A 16,430-nucleotide genomic window follows, 5' to 3' on the forward strand; every position below is an offset into this window, starting at 1 on the left:
TCACTTCGGGGCCGCGCCCGTCCTCACTTCGGGGCCGGTGTCTCGCACACCGCGACGCCGCGCTCCTGGACGCTGCCGAGGATCAGCCGGTCGCCCACTTCGCAGACGCTGGTGATCATGCGGAAGCCGGTGCGGCGGTGGGTGAGGTGGTGGACGACGTCTCCGTCGTCGTCGACGGCCAGGACACCGGCTGTGGCCGGCGGGCGGACCGGGCGTGTCGCGCGCCGATGTCGACATAGCGGCGTGGCACGAGCGGAGTGGGGCTGGGCATGGGCGGCTGCCCTTCGCGGTCGGGAGCGTGATCGTCGGGTGGGTACCCGTCGCGGCCGCTCACCTACCAGCCCTTCTCGAACATCCGGGCCACCTCGGCGATCCGGACCTCGTCGCGGCGGTAGTACGTGCGGCGCCGGACGCGTTTGGCGCGCAGCATGCCGAGGTCCGTGAGCAGGGTGAGGTGGGTGTGGGCCACCGTGCGGCGGACGCCGAGCTTCGCGGCGACGGCCGCGGCGCAGACCCCGTCCGCCACGAGGTCGGCGTGCCGCTGGCGTGGGAAGTGGGCGACCGGATCCTTCAGCCACTCCAGGATGCGCAGGCGAGTGTCGTTGGCGGGAGTCCTCAGCATCACGTCCCCCTGTGTTCCGGGCCCTCTACGTGCCGCTTCCCCACTGTGGCGCCGGGCAAGCCGCCGCGCCCGGCACACCACCGGACTTGACCGGGATCGAACGGGCCTTCGACTCAATGTCGTGGAGAACGAGGAGTGGAGCTGAGGGGTCGAACAGGGGGTGGAGCAGGGGGTGGAACAGCGAGGGCCCGACCGCGGAGGTGCGCACTCTCACGGCCGGGCCTTCTGGTCCCGGGATCAACGCAGGGGGCCTCAGCGGTGACCGAACCACGCCATCGCCGGCAGCGCCCTGTCGTCGTAGCCGAACAGGGCCTGGTTCTCCCAGCCGTTGCCGGAGGATGGGTCGGTCGGGTCCCAGCCGTTGCCGGCGACGGCGGTCCAGGTCGCCTCCCAGTAGAAGACGCCGAGGCCGCGGCCGTTCGGGACGGCCTCCACGATGCTCGCGATGTCCTTCATCCACCGCGTCTGCCCGGCCGTCGAGGCCGCGTAGCCGGGGACGAGCTCGCCGGCGAGGTCGATGATGTTCTCGTGCGCGTCCTCGCTGTCCAGACGGAAGGGGTAGGCCGTCTCGGCGACGAAAACCGGCTTGCCGTAGCGGGCGGCCGCGTCGTCCAGGGTGGTCTGGAAGTCGTACAGCGTGCCGTGCCAGTAGCCGTAGTACGACAGGCCGATCGCGTCGAACCTCACGCCGGCGGCCACCGCGCTGTCGAACCACCAGCGGGTGCCGGACAGGTCACCGCCCTTGGCGAGGTGCAGCGCGACGGTGGTGGACGAATTGACCGCCTTGACGGCGTCGTATCCACTGTTGAGCAGCCCGGCAAGCTGCGTCCAGTTGTTGGTTGATCCCTCGTTCCACAGCATGCCACCGTTGATCTCATTGCCGACCTGGACCATGTCGGCGGTGGTGCCCTGCGCCTTCAATGCGTTCAACACGTCGTACGTGTGGTTGTACACGTCCGTCCTGAGTTGGCTGTACGAGTGGCCCGCCCACGCCGCCGGCTTGCTCTGGGCGCCCGGGTCGGCCCACGTGTCCGAGTAGTGGAAGTCGACCAGCAGCTTCATGCCCTGCGCCTTGACGCGCTTGGCCGTCGCCAGCACCCGCGCCTTGTTGTTGTAGCCGTCGGCCGGGTTGACCCAGACCTTCAGGCGCGCGTAGTTCATGCCGGAGGACTTCATGATGGCGAGCGGGTCACCGGCGGCGCCGGAGCTGGTGCGGTAGACGCCGCCGAGCGTCTCACTCTTGGCGAGGGACGAGACGTCGGCACCCTTGATCGACGTACCGGACGTGCCCGACGTGAAGGTCAGGTCGTCAACGTTGATCCAGTTGCCCGCGTTCGCGTCACTGTTGATGCTGATGGTGCACTGGTTGTTCGTCACGTTGATCGGCACGACGATCCGGATCCACCCACTGGCGGACACCGGCAGATCCGTGCGCTGCTCCGCGCTGCCGCAGTTCTTCAGGGCTATGTAGGCGGAGTTCTGGCCCCCGCCGGAGCGGACCCAGGCGGTCAGCCGGTAGTTGCCGTTGGTCAGCCCGGACAGGTACTGGTACGTCTCCACCTTGTAGGCGGTGGACGCCCAGTGGCTCAGCCGGTAACTCCCGCTGCGGCCCCCGGCCTCGACGTACGAGGCGCCGGTCGCGCCGTACTCGGACCAGCCGCTGGGCGTGGCCGCGCCGGTGGCGTCGGTCTCGAACCCGCCGTTGGTGAGGGTGCCGGCCGCCTGTGCGGTCTGGGCGGGCAGGGCGGTGAGGGCGAGCCCGGCCATGAGTGGCAGCAGCAGGGCCCTGAGGGTGCGTCTGGGATGGAACTTCATCGTCCGTCGTCCCTTCGACGTGAGGGGGATGTGTGCCCTCCGGCGGGAGTTGCGGCGCCCCCACCGGAGGCAGCCCCTCCGCCCACGGCTCTCGTGGCACACGCGGGCGGAGGGGAGTCGGCTCAGCCGTCGAGTCGTACGACCCGCACGGCGCCCGCCGGGACCGCGAGGCGGCCGGCGACGGGTTCGCCGGTCAGCAGCTCGGTGCCGGACGCGTCCAGCGGCACCTTGGCGTCGGCGGCGCTGTGGTTGACGGCGAACAGGAAGGTGCCCGACTCGCCGGTGCGGCGCACGACCTCGACGTCGTGGGGCAGGTCGGCGCGCGGGGCGAGGCGCGCGTCCTCGGCGGCCCAGCCCAGCAGTGCGTCCAGGCCGTCGTGGCCGAGGCGGGTGGAGACGTACCAGGCGGTGCCCTCGCCGAGGCGGTGCCGGGTGACGGCCGGGTGGCCGGCGGTGAGGCCGTCGGCGTACGTCCACACCGTCTCGGCGCCGCGCGGCACCACGAACTCGGTCCACACGTCGGCGCCGAGCTCCGATCCGTCGGGTCCGGTGACGCGGACCCGCTCGCCCTTGAGCAGCGGCGAGAACTCCTCGACGGTGAGGCCGAGGACGTCCCGCAGCGGGCCCGGGTAGGCGCCCTCGTGGACGGCGTCGTGCTCGTCGACGATGCCGGAGAAGTACGACACGACGAGGGTGCCGCCGTTCTCGACGTACTCCGTGAGGTTGACTCCGGCCGCCTCCGTCATCAGGTACAGCGCGGGTACGACGACAAGGGGATAGGCCGACAAGTCGGCTTCCGGGTGGGCGAAGTCGACCGTGAGGTGGCGGTCGTAGAGCACCTCGTAGAAGGCGTCGGCGCGTTCGCGGGCGTCGTGGTCCTCGCTGGGGCGCCAGTCGAGGTTCTGCGCCCACCAGGAGTGCCAGTCCCACAGGACGGCCACGTCGGCGACCGTGCGGGTACCGCGGATCGGCCACAACGCGTCCAGGGACGCGCCGAGTTCGACGACCTCGCGCCACACGCGCGTGCCGGTGCCGCCGTGCGGGAGCATCGCCGAGTGGAATTTCTCGGCGCCGCGCCGGGACTGCCGCCACTGGAAGAACATGGCGCCCTCGGAGCCGCGTGCCACGTGCGCGAGGGAGTTGCGGGCCATCTGGCCGGGGGCCTTGGCGGGGTTGCGGGCCTGCCAGTTGACGCCCGAGGTGGAGTGCTCCAGGAGCAGCCAGGGGGCGCCGCCCGCGACCGAGCGGGTCAGGTCGGCCGCCATCGCCAGGTTCACGTGGGTGCGGCGGCCGTCGGTGATCAGGTAGTGGTCGTTGGTGACGAGGTCGACCTCGCGGCCCCAGGCCCAGTAGTCGATGGAGTCGCACTGGCTGAGCGCGGTCATGAAGTTGGTGGTGACGGGGACACCCGGCGAGAGACGGTGCAGGATGTCCCGTTCCATCCGGAAGTTCTCGCGGATGGTGGCGTCGGCGAACCGCTTGTAGTCCAGCGCCTGTCCCGGATTGCCGACCGTGGGCGTGCTGCGCGGCGGGGTGATCTGGTCGAAGTCGGTGTAGCGCTGGCCCCAGAAGGCCGTTCCCCAGGCCTCGTTGACCGCCTCGACGGTCTCGTACGTCGTCGCCAGCCAGCGGCGGAAGTGCGCGGCGCAGGAGTCGCAGTAGCAGGCGGAGACCGGGACGCCGTACTCGTTGTGCACGTGCCACATCGCGAGCGCGGGATGGGCGCCGTAGCGCTCGGCGAGCCGTGTCGTGATGGTGGCGGCGGCCGCGCGGTAGTCGGCGTTGCTGTGGCAGATGGCGCCGCGCGAGCCGAACTCGTAGCGGCTGCCGTCGGCGGTGACGGGGAGCGCCTCGGGGTGGGCCCGGTAGAACCACACCGGCGGCACCACGGTGGGCGTGCCGAGGTCGACACGTATGCCGTTCTCGTGGAGCAGGTCGAGCAGGCGGTCGAGCCAGCCGAAGTCGTACTCCCCGGGTGAGGGTTCCAGCAGCGCCCAGGAGAAGATCCCCACGCTCACCATGGAGACACCGGCCTCCCGCATCAGCCGGACGTCCTCCTGCCAGACGCTTTCCGGCCACTGCTCGGGGTTGTAGTCCCCACCGAAGGCGAGCCTGGTGAGGCCCCTGGGGGTGGTCTCCGGCATGGATCTCTCCATTTGATCAATCATTTGGGAACGTGCACACACAGCGGCGCCGGTGCGATCCCAACATAACCGCACAGCAACAACCATTGACAAGTGTCCGGGATGTTTCTCTACTGTGAACGCTCACAGAAGCATGGCAGGTTCTCGCAGCAGGCGAGGACCCAGGTCAGGGGAGAGATCCATGCCGCACTCGAAGCGCCGTCGCCTCGTGACATCCGCCGTTGCCGTCACGCTCGGCGCCACCGCCCTCGCCGCCTGCGGCTCGTCGGACGACGGCGACGCCCAGTCGGGTCCGGTCTCGCTGACGTACTGGACCTGGACGCCCGGCATGGACAAGGTCGTGGACCTGTGGAACAAGGGCCCGGGCAAGAAGGAGCAGATCACCGTCACGGTGAAGAAGCAGGCGTCCGGCGACACGCTGGTCACCAAGATCCTCACCGCGCACAAGGCGGGCAAGGCGCCCGACCTGGTGCAGGCCGAGTACCAGGCGCTGCCGACACTGGTCAGCAATGACGCGCTCGCCGACATATCCGGCGAAGTCGCCGAGGCGAAGGGCAAGTTCGCGGAGGGCGTCTGGCAGCAGACCACGCTCGGCACGGACGCGGTCTACGCCGTCCCGCAGGACATCGGGCCGATGATGTTCTACTACCGCGAGGACCTGTTCAAGGAGTACGGCCTGAAGGTCCCCACCACGTGGGACGAGTTCGCGGAGACGGCCCGCGCGCTGAAGAAGAAGGCCCCGGACAAGGACCTCACCACCTTCTCCGCCAACGACTCCGGTCTGTTCGCGGGCCTCGCCCAGCAGGCCGGCGCCAAGTGGTGGACGACCTCCGGCGACAAGTGGAAGGTCGGCATCGACGACGCGGCGACCCGGAAGGTCGCCACGTTCTGGGGCGACCTCGTCAAGGAGGGCGCCATCGACAACCAGCCGATGTACACCCCGGCTTGGAACAAGGCCCTCAACACCGGCAAGCAGATCGCCTGGGTGAGCGCCGTGTGGGCGCCGGGCACGCTGACGACGGCCGCGCCGGACACCAAGGGCAAGTGGGCGATGGCCCCGCTCCCCCAGTGGTCCGCGAGCGAGGACGTCACCGGCAGTTGGGGTGGTTCCTCCACCGCCGTCACCACCGACTCCCAGCACAAGGAGGCCGCCGCGAAGTTCGCCGCCTGGCTGAACACCGACGGCGACGCCCTGAACGCGCTGGCCAAGGAGAGCGGCATCTACCCGGCGTCCACGTCCGCCCAGCTCAGCGGCGCCTTCACCGCCCCGCCGGACTACTTCTCGAACCAGGCGGACTTCTACACCACGGCCGCCAAGATCGCGGAGACCACCGCGCCGTCCGCGTGGGGCCCGAACGTGAACGTCGCCTACACGTCCTTCAAGGACGCCTTCGGCGCCGCCGCGAAGAACACGTCGGACTTCACCGCCGCCCTGAAGACCATGCACGACGACACGGTCGCCGACATGAAGAAGCAGGGTTTCGAGGTCGCGGAGTGACCGACACGGCACGCCGGAAGGCGTACGGGGTCAAAGGGGCCCCGTACGCCCACCCGTCTCCCACCACCACCCTCAAACGAGCGCGAAGCGCGCCCTATTTTTTCCTCCTCCCCGCCGGCGTCCTCTTCGCGCTGTTCTTCGCGCTGCCCATCGGGTACGCGATCTGGCTCAGCTTCCGCAAGGTGCAGGTCTCCGGCCTCGGCCTGGGCTCCGGTGCCCGCAAGGAGGTCTGGGCCGGTCTGCGGAACTACACCGACGCCCTCTCCGACAGCGAGCTGCTCAACGGGGCGCTGCGCGTCCTCGGCTACGGCTGCATCGTCGTCCCGGTGATGCTCGGCCTCGCCCTGCTGTTCGCTCTGATGCTCGACTCCGAGAAAGTCAGGCTCGCCCCCTTCACCCGGCTCGCGATCTTCCTGCCGTACGCCATCCCCGGCGTCGTGGCCGCACTGCTGTGGGGCTTCCTGTACCTGCCGGACGTCAGCCCCTTCTACTTCGTGCTCGACAAGCTGGGCCTGCCGCAGCCGGACCTGCTGGACGGCGGTCCGCTCTATCTCGCCCTGTCGAACATCGCGGTCTGGGGCGGCACCGGCTTCAACATGATCGTCATCTACACCTCGCTGCAGGCCATCCCGGCCGAGGTGTACGAGGCGGCGAAGCTGGACGGCGCCACGCCGTTGCAGATCGCGCTGCGGATCAAGATCCCGATGGTGGCGCCCTCACTGGTGCTGACCTTCTTCTTCTCGATCATCGCGACGCTCCAGGTGTTCAGCGAGCCGACCACCCTCAAACCGCTCACCAACTCGGTGTCCACGACCTGGAGTCCCTTGATGAAGGTGTACCGGGACGCCTTCGGCGAGGGCGACATCTACGCGGCGGCGGCCCAGGCCGTGATCATCGCGCTCGCCACGCTGGTGCTGTCCTTCGGCTTCCTGCGGGCCGTGAACCGCCGCGACAAGCAGGAGGCAACACGATGAGTTCTCTTGCCGTCCGCAAGGCCGCCCCGGCGGCCGGTACGACCCCGGGCACCGCCCAGGGCCCGCCGCTGCGCCGCCGGATCGCGCTGGTCCCGACGGTGACGCTGCTGCTCGGCGCGCTCTACTGTCTGCTGCCGGTCGCCTGGGTGGTGGTCGCGTCCACCAAGTCCGGCAGCGAGCTGTTCTCCACGTTCACGTTCCTGCCGGGCACGGGCCTGGCCGACAACCTCACCGACCTCAACGCCTACCGCGACGGCGTCTACTGGCAGTGGATGGGCAACTCCGCGTTGTACGCCGGCCTCGGGGCGCTGCTGTCGACGGCGGTGTCGTCCGTCAGCGGCTACGCGCTCGCGACGTACCGCTTCCGGGGCCGCGAGGCGATCTTCAACGTGCTGCTGGCGGGCGTGCTGATGCCGCCGGTGATCCTCGCGGTCCCGCAGTACCTGCTGCTGGCCGAGGCCGACCTCACGGACTCCTACCTGTCCGTGCTGCTGCCGCAGATCCTCTCGCCGTACGGCGTCTACCTCTCGCGGATCTACGCGGCCGCCGCCGTGCCCGCCGACGTCGTGGAGGCCGCCCGGATGGACGGGGCGAACGAGTGGCGGATCTTCACCCGGATCGCGCTGCCGATGATGATCCCGGGGCTGGTGACGGTGTTCCTGTTCCAGTTCGTGGCGGTCTGGAACAACTTCCTGCTGCCGTACATCATGCTCAGCGACGACGAGAAGTTCCCGATCACGCTCGGCCTGCACACGCTGCTGGAGCAGGGCGCGAACACACCGGCGCTGTACACGCTGGTGATCACGGGCGCGTTCCTGGCGGTGCTCCCGCTGGTCGCGCTGTTCCTGGTCGTCCAGCGGTTCTGGAGCCTCGATCTGCTCTCCGGAGCCGTAAAGTCATGACCATGAGCAACACGGGGGGCCGGCGCAAGCCGCCGACGATTCACGACGTGGCGCGCGAGGCGGGCGTCTCGCGCGGCACCGTCTCGCGCGTGCTCAACGGCGGGCACTACGTCAGCCCCGCCGCCCAGGAGGCCGTCAACGCCGCGATCCGCAGGACGGGTTACGTCGTGAACCGGCACGCCCGGTCGCTGATCACCGGGCGTTCGGACTCGGTCGGTTTTCTGCTGACCGAGCCGCAGGAGCGGTTCTTCGAGGATCCGAACTTCAATGCGCTGCTGCGCGGTTGCACCCAGGCGCTGGCCCAGCACGACATCCCGCTGCTGCTGATGCTGGCCGGGACGCAGGACGAACGGCGGCGCATCACGCGGTACATCACCGCCGGGCACGTCGACGGGGTGCTGCTGGTCTCCAGCCACTCCGGGGATCCGGTGGCGCAGGAGCTGCGTGAGGCCGGTGTGCCGCTGGTGGCGTGCGGCAAGCCGATCGGGCTGGGGTCGAAGGTGAGTTACGTGGCCGCCGACGACCGGGACGGCGCGCGGGACATGGTGCGCCATCTGCTGTCGCTCGGGCGGCGCCGGATCGGGGTCGTCACCGGTCCGCTGGACACGCCCGGTGGTGTCGAGCGGCTCGCCGGCTACCGCGAGGTGCTCACCGAGGCCGGTGTCGAGATCGACGAACGCCTCGTCGTCTCGGGCGACTACAGCCGGGCCAGCGGCGAGGCGGGCGCCGAGCGGCTGCTCGCCCAGGCGCCCGACATGGACGCGGTGTTCGTCGCCTCCGACCTGATGGCGCAGGGCGTCCTGACGGCACTGCAACGGGCCGGGCGTCGGGTGCCGCAGGACGTGGCGGTCGGCGGCTTCGACGACTCCCCTGCCGTCGTCGCCGCCAGCCCGGAGCTGACGACCATACGGCAGCCGTGGGACCGGATCAGCGCCGAGATGGTACGGGTGCTGCTCGCGCAGATCGGCGGGGAGGATCCGGCGGCGGTGATCCTGCCGACGGAGCTGGTGAGGCGCGAGTCGACGTAGGGCCTGTCCGGCGGATCATGCCGCAGACGCGGGGTCTGGCACGCCGATCTGCGGCGTTGTCGTCTGTCGCCGACTCCCTCCTCCGCCTTGCAGTTCGACGCTCCCCCACGCTCGAACGCGCTCGCGCAGGGGCACCTGATCCGCCGGACAGGCCCTAAGGGCGTGGCCGGGTCGGCAACCGATCAGGATCGGAGAAGCCGCCCGCCGCTCCACCGGCCTAGCGTGAGGGCACCGACGGTGAACGCCCGTCGGAACGCCCACACGGAGGAGTACGCCATGACCGCCGGCCTGCAAACGATCATCTACCCCGTCAAGGACGTCGACCGGGCGAAGTCCCTGTTCAGCGCGCTGCTGGGGGTGGAGCCGCACACGGACCAGCCCTACTACGTCGGTTTCCGGTACGCCGAGCAGGAGATCGGCCTCGACCCGAACGGCCACGCCCAGGGCCTGACCGGCCCGGTCCCCTTCTGGCACGTGGCCGACATCCGGGCCACGCTCGCGGCGCTGCTGGCCGCGGGCGCCGAGGCGCTGCAGGACGTACGGGACGTCGGGGCCGGCCGGCTGATCGCCTCGGTGAAGGACCCGGACGGCAACCTGATCGGCCTGCTCCAGGACCAGACCGACTGAGTCCGCGTGTGCCGATTAATGCACGCACACTAGTTGCACACTCAATAAGTGGCCGGATCGGTGTTACCGTGCGGATATGGCAGCGAACACGGTCGGCACCGGGCTGGAGCAGCGGTGGCGGGACATCCTGTCGGTGCACGCGCGCACGATGTGCGAGATCGACCGCGTGCTCCATCCGCACGGGCTCGGTGCGAGCGACTTCGAGGTGCTGGACATGCTCGCGACCGAGGCGCCCGAGGTGGGCGACCACTGCCGGGTGCAGAACCTGGTGGGACGGGTCCACCTCAGCCAGAGCGCCCTCTCCCGCCTCATCGGCCGGCTGGAGAAGGACGGCCTGGTCGAACGCTCCATGTGTGTCGAGGACCGGCGGGGCGTGTGGGTCGCCCTCACCGACAGGGGCCGCGCCCTGCACGCCGAGGTGCTGCCCCTGCAGCGGGCGGCGCTGGCACGGATGCTGACGGGCTGAGCCGCTTCGCCGACCGGGGCAGCGGCAGCGCGGTCCTCAGCTCGTCGAAGTGGCCACCGAGCAGGGCGACCTGGCCGGCGCGGGCAACCCCACGGCCGTCGACCGGCTCCTGGAGCGCACCACCGAGTGACGCCGGAGGGGTTCACAGGACGAACTCGGCCCCGTCCGGCAGGACCTCGACACCCGCCTCGGCCGCCTGCACACGGGCCGGCGAGGCGGGGTCGAGCAGGGCGTTGGCGTCGTCGAGACGGGTGTGGATACGGCGGAGCCCGGCCGGCGGGGCGACGGCGCTGTCGGCGGTCGCGAAGAAGGTGCCGTCCAGCAGGGCACAGTCGGCGCCCGCCAGCAGTTCGTCCAGCTCAGCGTCCCAGCCGGCCAGGCGCGGCGCGTAGACGAGCACGCCGCCGGTGGCCAGGTCCTCGATGCGGTACGCCGTGACCCAGCACTCGTCCGCGGCGCGCCGCGGCAGATAGGCCGGCGCGGACGCCCCGACGGGGTGGGCGGTGACGACCAGACCGCCGGACAGCACGAAGCCGCCCGCGGTGAGGCTGTCGTACCACTCCCACGGCGCATACCGGTCGACCATGGCGCGCGCGGGTGCCAGCGCGGCGAGGACGGGGGGCGCCGCGTACACCTTCAGGCCCGGCCCTCCGCGCAGCTCGGCCAGACCGGACACGTGTTCGGGTTCGGCGTCCGTCAGCAGCACACCCCGCACCGGTGTGGGCCGGCGGCCCGGGCCCGGCCACAGGGCCGAGGTGGCGGTGAGCTGGGCGCGGAGGTCCGGCGAGGCGTTCAGCAGCCACCAGTCCCGCGAATTGCCGGTGACGGCGGCCGCCTCCTGGGTACGGGAGGGCAGCTTGCCGTCACGGGCGGCGGCGCACGGCGTGCAGCCGCAGTTCCACCGCGGGAAGCCGCCACCGGCCGCGGTGCCGAGCAGGACGACCCTCAAGACGACCCCCGACGTTCCTTCGCTGCGAGTCCTTTCGCTGGGGTCTTCCCACCGCACAGGGCGTGACCACCCTGGCGCGGGGCACATTTCAGGCCGACCTCGGCACGCGTCGGTGGGGCGGAACCCCGCGTGACGTGGGCGTTCACCCGAGGTGAACGCCCTGACTCAGTACTCCGGACGGGCCAGCAGGGTGCGGACGCCGTCCGAGGTGAGCGTCAGACCGTGCGACGAGCTGCCGTCGATGGTGAGGGACAGCTCGTCGGACGGCCACTGTGAGGCGAGGGCGCCGAGCGGCACGAGGCGGTAGCGGGAGACGAACGGCAGCAGCTCGGCCATCTCCAGCTCGGAGGTGAACACGGGCACCACCGGGCGCCCGTCCGGTTCCTCCAGCACGGGCAGCGCCACCGCGGTGGGGTCGGCTGCCTCCTCGTCCATGGCGTCGTCCGGCACGGGAACGAGCACCTCGCTGCTCGCGAGCGTGTCCAGCGCCGACTCGTCCTCGGTGTTCACGACGAGCGCGTCCAGCGCCCGCTGGGCCGGTGTGGGGGTGGGGTCGTTCGCGGGTGTCTCCATGGCGGATTCCCTGGTCGTGGCGGTCGTGGGGGCCCGCCCGGGCCAAGATCGGACTCCGGTGCGGCCCTCGACGCGTACCCCGGCCGGTGGAGGTCATTCCCCTTCGCGACGACCAATCCTCGACACCCCGGCCGACCCGGCCTCACGAGTCCTGTGGCCCGTGGACCTCAGGGTCGGCCGGACTCAGCCGCAGCACCGTGCCCTCCCCGTTGGCCGCGAGCAGCAGCGCGTCGTCCGCGGCGACCGCCAGCCCGGCGAAGAGGTACGGCGCCCCCGGCATGCCGCCCGCGAAGAGGGCGGGCTGGGTGCGGGGAACGACGCCCGGGGGCCGCCCGACCGGCAGGTCCTCGGCGTCGGTCCTGCTCTCTCCCGTGGTGAGAGAGATCGCCCGGAGCCTGCGCCGGGCTGTCTCCACCGTGAAGATCTCGTCGCCCAGGACCACCAGTCCCTGGGGCGCCCCGAGCCCGTCCGCGACGGTCACCGCGCTCCCGTCCTCCTCGATCCGCAGCACCGCCCCGAGCCGGTCGTCGCTGATGTAACAGCGCCCGTCGGCGTCGAAGGCCACGTCCACGGGATGGTCGAGCCCTTCGGCGCGGACGGTGAGGGTGTCGCGGTCGTCGATGGCCACGATTCTTCCGGCGTCCGTCTCGGCCACGACGAGGGAGCCGTCCGGGCCCACCGCGATGCCCAGGGGCCGACGCAGTCCGGCGGCCCGTTCCCGTGTGGTCCGCTGCTCGGGGTCGTAGGTCTGGACAGTGCCGTACTGCGAGGTCAGGTGCAGCAGTCCGCCGTCGGCCGCGATGCCGTGGGAGAAGTGCAGCAGGGCGTGCGTGGTGACGCCGCCACCCTGCGGGCCGTGGGTCGGCTCGCCCTCGTGGGTGTCCGCCGGGCTCGCCAGCCGGTAGTGGTCGGCCGCGTACACCGTGCCGCCCAGGTCGACCGTCACCCCGTACGGGCCGTCCAGCCCGCGCGGCACGAGCTCCCGGGTGCGCCCGTCCGGACGCAGCTCGGTGATGCCGCCGCTGGCGTAGCTGGAGACGAACATGCGGTTCTCGGCGTCGAAGGCCGCGTTGTCCAGCCCCACCACCCCGCTGGTGACGAGCGTCCGGGAGCCGGTGCCGTGCAGGTCGATGCGGGTCACGATGCCTTCCACGCCCCGCGACAGGACGTGCAGCACACCGCCCTGGTCGAAGCGGACGGCGACCGGCTGGTGCACGTCCTCGGCGACCACCTCGGGCGCACCGCCGTCCGGCGGGATCCGCCAGACCTGGGCGCTGATCATGTGCGGGTAGTAGAGGTGGCCGTCCGGGCCGAGCTGCATCGCGTTGCCCAGGGCCAGGCCCTCGGTGAGCACCACGGGGTCGCGGCCGTCGGGGAACAGCTCCAGCAGCCGTCCGTCCGGCTTCATCTCGTTGACGAACAGCCGGTCGCCGACGCAGGTGATGCCGTTGGGGTTGGTCACGTCGTCGCAGACGAGGGTGTACGCGCCGTCGGGGCCGCGCCGCCAGACCCGGCCGGGGACCAGGTCGGCGATGTACATCGACCCGTCCGCGCCGAAGGCGAGGTCGTCCGGCGACTGGACGGGACTGTCCATCGGCACGATCACGTCGAGGTCACCTGTGGCCGGGTCGACGGCGCTGATCCGGCCGGCGAGGAACTCGGCGACGTACAGCCGCCCGTCGGGGCCGAAGGCGACGCCGTTGGAACCCCACAGCCGGTTGGGCGGGTTGAGGCGTTCCACCTGCCACCGGGTGCTCCGCGTCCCGGTGCCGCCGGTCTCGTCGAAGCGGCTGGGGAGCGCGGTCACCGGTTCGTCCCGTCGACGAGGACGTCGTTCATGCCGCCGTCCTGTCGCCACCGCCTGAGCAGTTCGTGGAAGGCGATCGGGCCGTCGCCGTAGGACTCGTTGCGTTCGCGGGGGCTGCCCTCGTTGTTGTAGTAGCCGGGGGTGCACTCGGCGTGGAACTTGTACAGGTCGGCCGCCTTCTGGCGGATCGTCGCCACCCAGGCCGCCTCGGCGGCGGCGGACGGCTCGACGTACAGGCTGCGGCGGCTGCGGGCCTGGGCGACGACCTCGGCGACGTGCGTGGCCTGTTCGTCGAGGATGTGGACGTAGTTGACCGAGCCGGCATTCTGCAGCGGGCCCAGCTGGAAGAAGTTGGGGAAGCCGTTGCTGTAGAAGCCGTGCAGGGTGCGCGGGCCGTTCCGCCAGGCCTCCAGCAGGGGGATGCCGCCCCGGCCGTACACCGGAAGCCGTCCGGACATCACGCCCGAGACGCCGACCTCGAAGCCGGTGGCGAAGATGATGCAGTCGACCTCGTAGGCGTCCGTGCCGACCACGACGGCGTTCTCGGTGATCCGCTCGACGCCGTGGGTGTCGGCGGTGTCGACGAGGGTGACGTTGGGCCGGTTGAAGGTCTGGAGGTAGGTGTCGCTGAAGGTGGGCCGCTTGCACATGTAGCGGTACCAGGGCTTGAGCTGCTCGGCCGTCACCGGGTCCTCGACGATCGCCGACACCCGGGCGCGGATCTCGTTCATCTTCTGGAAGTCCGCGATCTCGTACGCCTGTTCCCGCTGGGCGGGCGGGATGTGCGCGTAGGCGTCACTGGGGATGAGCTTCTGCTGCAGCCGTGCGGTGCTGGTCCAGCCGTCGTCGACCAGGTCCTCCTCGGCCCGGCCGCCGGTGACGAGGGTGAGGAAGTTGTCCATGCGGCGCCGCTGCCAGCCCGCCTCCAGCGACTTGGCCCACTCCGGATCGGTGGGCCGCTGGCCGCGTACGTCGACGGAGGACGGCGTGCGCTGGAAGACGTACACGTGCCGGGCGTCGGCGCCCAGGTGCGGTACGACCTGGATGGCGGTCGCACCGGTGCCGATGACAGCCACCCGTTTGTCGGCGAGCCCGGTCAGGCCGCCGTCGGCGTCGCCGCCGGTGTAGGCGTAGTCCCAGCGGCTGGTGTGGAAGGTGTGGCCCAGATAGGTCTCGATGCCGGGGATGCCGGGCAGTTTGGGCTGGCTGAGCGTGCCGCTGGCGATCACGACGTAGCGGGCCCGCATGCGGTCGCCCCGGTCGGTGGCGACGACCCACTCGGACTCGGCCTCCTCCCAGCGCAGTTCGGTCGCCCGGGTCTGGAAGCAGACGTCGTCGTAGAGACCGAAGTGCCGGGCGATGGCCTTCGCGTGCTGCCGGATCTCCTCCCCCGGCGCGTACTTCCACTGGGGGACGTAGCCGACCTCCTCCAGCAGCGGCATGTAGATGTACGACTCGATGTCGCAGTGGATGCCCGGGTAGCGGTTCCAGTACCAGGTGCCGCCGAAGTCGCCGCCCTTCTCGATCACCCGGATCGAGCGCACGCCGGCCTGGCGCAGCCGCGCCCCGGCGAGCAGGCCGCCGAAACCACCGCCGACGATCAGCACCTCGACGCGGTCGTGCAGGGTCTCGCGGGTGAAGTCCGGGGCGACGTAGGGGTCTTCCTCGAAGTAGCCGAACTCTCCCGTGGTGCGGCGGTACTGCTTGCTGCCGTCGGGGCGGATCCGGCGGTCGCGTTCGAGGCGGTACTTCTCGCGCAGGGCCCGCAGGTCGAAGCCGAGCTCAGGCGCGGGGTGGGGGGCGGACATCCGTGTCCTCTCTCCGGGCGTGGGGGCCAGGCGAACAGTCAACCGAACCGAACTGACAACTCCCGGACAGTTTCCGGACAGGCGATCAACATGACCGAGGTCACACCGCCGGGCTCCCCCACTCAGCCCAGCGTCGAGCGGCCCAGCCAGTAGCCGAAGCCCCGGCGGGTGTGGATCAGCGCGGGCTCCCCGTCGTTCACCTTGCGGCGCAGCCGGGACACCAGCCGCTCGATCGCCCCGTCGGTGGGGCGCTCGTCCCAGACGTGCCGGCCGATCTGCTCCTTCGACAGCACTCGTTCGGGGTTGAGGAGGAGGCAGCGCAGCAGGCGGTACTCGGCCGGGGTGAGGGCGATGGCCCGCCGCCCGCGCAGTGCCCGGCAACTGCTCTCGTCCAGCACGAGGTCGTCGTAGCGCAGAGTGCCGGGCTCGCCACCCGGTAAGGGGGCGTCGTAGCGCGGCGCACTTCCGACCAACTGCCGTGCCCGGGCCAGCACTTCGGCCTCCCGCCGGGGCACCCGCGCCGCCACCGCCACCTCCCCCGGACCCCTGTCACCTGCGGGGATGGCGCCCAGCGGGGCACCCTCGGCGAGCAGCAGTACGGCCGGACGGTCGGGGGCGAGGAGGCTGCGGGTGCGGCGGAGCTGGTCCACGTCCGGGAGCAGGACGTCCAGGATCACCAGGTCGAACCGGCGTTCCAGCACCCGGGCCAGTGCCTCGGCGCCGGAGCGGGCGGTCGTGGTCCGGTAACCGGCGAGTCGCAGCAGCGCGGTGAGCGGCTCGGAGGTCGCCGGATCGCCGACGGCGAGCAGCACGAGCGGCGCACCGCCGTGCCCCGTGAGGACCTCCTCCCCCGTGCGGTCCCGCGCGGCGATGGCGGTCGGCGGGTTGGGCATGCACGCCACTTTACCCGGCCGTTGCCTGAGTCAAGCAATACGGATCCCGGTCGCCGGGCGGGCCGGACAGCCACCGACCCGATCATGGGTGCAGGCCCAACGCGCTCGCCGCCGCTGCTACCGCTTCCGGTCGTCCCCCATCGCCCCGTCGACGCGGCCTGCGCCGTAGTCGAGCCGCTGCGCGGTCCTCACCAGCGCGGCGAGAGGGTCACTCGAAGGAGTGCGCGGCGCGACCCGGACGCCCCGGGTTTTCCGCACACGGAGACGGACCAGCCATCGTGCGACCGTGATTCCTGCCAACCGTCCTCCCCTTTCCAGCACTTC

14 protein-coding genes are annotated in these 16,430 nt (G+C 71.0%); 6 read left to right on the forward strand and 8 right to left on the reverse strand.

All coding sequences use genetic code 11. From position 1 onward, the window contains the following. Positions 1-334: 334 nt before the first annotated feature. The 3 genes from I2W78_RS39855 to I2W78_RS39865 all read right to left on the reverse strand — a co-directional run bounded on the left by I2W78_RS39855 (position 335) and on the right by I2W78_RS39865 (position 4,581). Entirely contained in the window at positions 335-622 is a 288-nt protein-coding gene (locus I2W78_RS39855; protein ID WP_196465654.1) for a helix-turn-helix domain-containing protein, read from the reverse strand. 252 nt (positions 623-874) lie between these two features. Next, positions 875-2,437, reverse strand: a complete 1,563-nt coding sequence (locus I2W78_RS39860; protein WP_196465655.1) for a glycoside hydrolase family 53 protein — start codon at positions 2,435-2,437, stop codon at positions 875-877. A 122-nt stretch (positions 2,438-2,559) separates the two neighbouring features. Beyond that, a complete protein-coding gene (locus I2W78_RS39865) occupies positions 2,560-4,581 on the reverse strand; it encodes a beta-galactosidase (protein ID WP_196465656.1) in 2,022 nt (673 codons plus the stop codon). A gap of 181 nt (positions 4,582-4,762) precedes the next feature. Between I2W78_RS39865 and I2W78_RS39870 the strand changes: the two genes are divergently transcribed. The 6 genes from I2W78_RS39870 to I2W78_RS39895 all read left to right on the forward strand — a co-directional run bounded on the left by I2W78_RS39870 (position 4,763) and on the right by I2W78_RS39895 (position 10,076). Beyond that, positions 4,763-6,079, forward strand: coding sequence for an ABC transporter substrate-binding protein (locus I2W78_RS39870; RefSeq protein ID WP_196465657.1), 1,317 nt, complete (start codon positions 4,763-4,765; stop codon positions 6,077-6,079). Then, positions 6,076-7,053: a carbohydrate ABC transporter permease gene (locus I2W78_RS39875; RefSeq protein ID WP_196465658.1), complete on the forward strand. Its 978-nt coding sequence runs from the start codon at positions 6,076-6,078 to the stop codon at positions 7,051-7,053. Before I2W78_RS39870 ends, I2W78_RS39875 begins: the two co-directional genes overlap by 4 nt. Beyond that, positions 7,050-7,955: a carbohydrate ABC transporter permease gene (locus I2W78_RS39880; RefSeq protein WP_196465659.1), complete on the forward strand. Its 906-nt coding sequence runs from the start codon at positions 7,050-7,052 to the stop codon at positions 7,953-7,955. Before I2W78_RS39875 ends, I2W78_RS39880 begins: the two co-directional genes overlap by 4 nt. Continuing rightward, on the forward strand, positions 7,952-8,983 hold the full coding sequence (locus I2W78_RS39885; protein WP_196465660.1) for a LacI family DNA-binding transcriptional regulator: 1,032 nt from the start codon (positions 7,952-7,954) through the stop codon (positions 8,981-8,983). Before I2W78_RS39880 ends, I2W78_RS39885 begins: the two co-directional genes overlap by 4 nt. Before the next feature lie 276 nt (positions 8,984-9,259). Continuing rightward, positions 9,260-9,610, forward strand: a complete 351-nt coding sequence (locus tag I2W78_RS39890) for a VOC family protein (protein WP_196465661.1) — start codon at positions 9,260-9,262, stop codon at positions 9,608-9,610. A 76-nt stretch (positions 9,611-9,686) separates the two neighbouring features. Beyond that, complete coding sequence (locus I2W78_RS39895; protein ID WP_196465662.1) at positions 9,687-10,076, forward strand: MarR family winged helix-turn-helix transcriptional regulator; 390 nt, start codon at positions 9,687-9,689, stop codon at positions 10,074-10,076. A 142-nt stretch (positions 10,077-10,218) separates the two neighbouring features. Here the strand turns inward: I2W78_RS39895 and I2W78_RS39900 are convergent, their stop codons facing one another. From I2W78_RS39900 to I2W78_RS39920, 5 genes are all read right to left on the reverse strand, one after another. Next, positions 10,219-11,025 (reverse strand): MBL fold metallo-hydrolase, encoded by an 807-nt coding sequence (locus tag I2W78_RS39900; RefSeq protein ID WP_196465663.1) that lies wholly within the window; start codon positions 11,023-11,025, stop codon positions 10,219-10,221. 165 nt (positions 11,026-11,190) lie between these two features. Next, the gene (locus I2W78_RS39905; protein WP_196465664.1) at positions 11,191-11,598 is read right to left on the reverse strand and encodes an SseB family protein; all 408 of its coding nucleotides are present in this window, start codon (positions 11,596-11,598) and stop codon (positions 11,191-11,193) included. A gap of 142 nt (positions 11,599-11,740) precedes the next feature. Then, complete coding sequence (locus I2W78_RS39910) at positions 11,741-13,405, reverse strand: SMP-30/gluconolactonase/LRE family protein (protein ID WP_196465665.1); 1,665 nt, start codon at positions 13,403-13,405, stop codon at positions 11,741-11,743. Continuing rightward, positions 13,402-15,213, reverse strand: a complete 1,812-nt coding sequence (locus I2W78_RS39915; RefSeq protein WP_196465666.1) for a flavin-containing monooxygenase — start codon at positions 15,211-15,213, stop codon at positions 13,402-13,404. Before I2W78_RS39915 ends, I2W78_RS39910 begins: the two co-directional genes overlap by 4 nt. A gap of 122 nt (positions 15,214-15,335) precedes the next feature. Next, complete coding sequence (locus I2W78_RS39920; RefSeq protein ID WP_196465667.1) at positions 15,336-16,106, reverse strand: response regulator transcription factor; 771 nt, start codon at positions 16,104-16,106, stop codon at positions 15,336-15,338. Between the last annotated feature and the right edge of the window lie 324 nt (positions 16,107-16,430).

Origin of the sequence: Streptomyces spinoverrucosus (assembly GCF_015712165.1) — a bacterium.
In the GTDB taxonomy this organism is placed as follows: Bacteria; Actinomycetota; Actinomycetes; order Streptomycetales; family Streptomycetaceae; genus Streptomyces; species Streptomyces spinoverrucosus_A.

What these genes read in the sequence shown, in the direction of transcription:
- I2W78_RS39920 (WP_196465667.1), bottom strand. Translation starts at nt 16,106, where the DNA reads ATGCCCAACCCGCCGACCGCCATCGCCGCGCGGGACCGCACGGGGGAG.
- I2W78_RS39860 (WP_196465655.1), bottom strand. Translation starts at nt 2,437, where the DNA reads ATGAAGTTCCATCCCAGACGCACCCTCAGGGCCCTGCTGCTGCCACTC.
- I2W78_RS39895 (WP_196465662.1), top strand. Translation starts at nt 9,687, where the DNA reads ATGGCAGCGAACACGGTCGGCACCGGGCTGGAGCAGCGGTGGCGGGAC.
- I2W78_RS39880 (WP_196465659.1), top strand. Translation starts at nt 7,050, where the DNA reads ATGAGTTCTCTTGCCGTCCGCAAGGCCGCCCCGGCGGCCGGTACGACC.
- I2W78_RS39915 (WP_196465666.1), bottom strand. Translation starts at nt 15,213, where the DNA reads ATGTCCGCCCCCCACCCCGCGCCTGAGCTCGGCTTCGACCTGCGGGCC.
- I2W78_RS39865 (WP_196465656.1), bottom strand. Translation starts at nt 4,581, where the DNA reads ATGCCGGAGACCACCCCCAGGGGCCTCACCAGGCTCGCCTTCGGTGGG.
- I2W78_RS39870 (WP_196465657.1), top strand. Translation starts at nt 4,763, where the DNA reads ATGCCGCACTCGAAGCGCCGTCGCCTCGTGACATCCGCCGTTGCCGTC.
- I2W78_RS39885 (WP_196465660.1), top strand. Translation starts at nt 7,952, where the DNA reads ATGACCATGAGCAACACGGGGGGCCGGCGCAAGCCGCCGACGATTCAC.
- I2W78_RS39855 (WP_196465654.1), bottom strand. Translation starts at nt 622, where the DNA reads ATGCTGAGGACTCCCGCCAACGACACTCGCCTGCGCATCCTGGAGTGG.
- I2W78_RS39890 (WP_196465661.1), top strand. Translation starts at nt 9,260, where the DNA reads ATGACCGCCGGCCTGCAAACGATCATCTACCCCGTCAAGGACGTCGAC.
- I2W78_RS39905 (WP_196465664.1), bottom strand. Translation starts at nt 11,598, where the DNA reads ATGGAGACACCCGCGAACGACCCCACCCCCACACCGGCCCAGCGGGCG.